The organism is Winogradskyella sp. UBA3174, from assembly GCF_002364335.1.
Lineage (GTDB): Bacteria > Bacteroidota > Bacteroidia > Flavobacteriales > Flavobacteriaceae > Winogradskyella.
The window spans coordinates 231406-232954 of record NZ_DEXW01000025.1 but is presented as its reverse complement, the minus strand read 5'-3'; the positions used below and the strand labels follow the sequence as shown (position 1 = coordinate 232954).

Below are 1549 nucleotides of genomic sequence, written 5' to 3'. Positions count from 1 at the left end.
TCGTTTATGGTGTCGACTTTATTACCATTCCTGAAGCAATTAATAACGAATTTATACTTCCTATTGCTACGGGAGCATTTGATAATGCGTTTATTCTAAAACGTCTCAGTAATAATTTTGATGAAGACACTGAAATTGCGTTTAACATCATCAATATAGATTATTTAGATTCAAATATTCAAGGCAATTCTACCGTGATATTAAATAGTAGTGCCTCTCTTGGTGGAAGTTTAGAACCTGAAGTAGGAGGTCCAAACCAAGGTAACCAGGTTTTTATTGATCTAAGTACCGGAAATGCTACTAAAGTCCAACGCGATTCTTGGGATTTAGGGTTTTACAATGGAGAACAGTTTAGAGTGACAATTAATGGTTCGATTTACATGGCAGTAAAAGCTTTAACCGAAACTAATATTGATGCCGTTTCCCAATCTGATGTTAGTAGTCTACAGCCTCAGGTTGCTGTGGGTACGTTTAATCCAAGCAATGCTGACTATATAGATGCACCAAATGGTAACATCTTAGAAACTGCAATTGATGAAATTTCTGAAAATGATGCTGAAAACCCTGTTTATCTCCTTAACCTAGGGTATGAAATTGGAACTAACACACCAACACTTGGCAGCGTCAATATTGCTGGAGACCTAAGAGGTTGGCGAAAAATAAGAATCTTAAAGGATGGCAATAGTTATATTTTACAATATGCCAACTTAGAGGATACGTCTCATCAATCGATAACAATCGAAAAAAATTCTGATTATAATTTTAGCCATTTCAGCCTCAACACAAATACGCTAGTTAATGTTGAACCAGAAAAAGACAAATGGGACATCAGCTTTACTGTATTTACCAATGTACTTCCGGGTGCTGGTAGTTATGGGTTTTCAGACTTTGTGACGCATAATAATAAAGGGAACGCTTTAGCCTACAGAGTGGATACATCTAGCTTCGAATATGATGAATTTGAACTGACTAATATCACCACTTCCAATTTCTCAGAAAATCAAACAACTATCGGAAGCACTTGGCGCGACGTGTTTAATGGCGCACCATTTAACGATCGGTTCTATGTCATAAAAGATCCAAACGGAACACTTTACAAACTTAAATTTCTAGCCTTAACAAATAATAATGGGGAAAGAGGCTACCCAGAATTTGAATACGAACTTTTACAAATACTATAATAATAATTAAAATCAAACATAATGAAATCAAAACTACAATTTTTATTCGCATTTATTGTAAGTCTTACATACTTGCATGCACAGGAAGTAACCGTAAACATGAGCATGGGTTCTGGTTATTCAGATCAAATATACTACAAGCTAAATACACAAACAGAAACTGTATTTACGGCTGATATTTGGGATGTTGCTTTTTATAGAGCCAGCAATTTTGACCTTGGAGTCCGTGTCAACGATGGCGTTCGCATACAAGTTTATGAAGTCGCCAACACACCTGCTGGTTATGATACTGTAGATGTTACCAATCAATCTGCTTGGTCACAACTTCGCAATGATGATACCAATTGGAACAATGGTGCGTTTATGAA

The 1549-nt window shown here is 36.2% G+C and carries 1 protein-coding gene and 1 pseudogene; both read left to right on the top strand.

Annotated features, from left to right (window positions below; genetic code table 11):
• On the top strand, positions 1–1181 hold a 1181-nt coding region (locus B2U95_RS03585), incomplete at its 5' end, for an HmuY family protein (protein WP_349675753.1).
• Between the two features lie 21 nt (positions 1182–1202).
• A pseudogene (locus B2U95_RS03580) lies at positions 1203–1549 on the top strand (hypothetical protein); the annotation flags it as partial.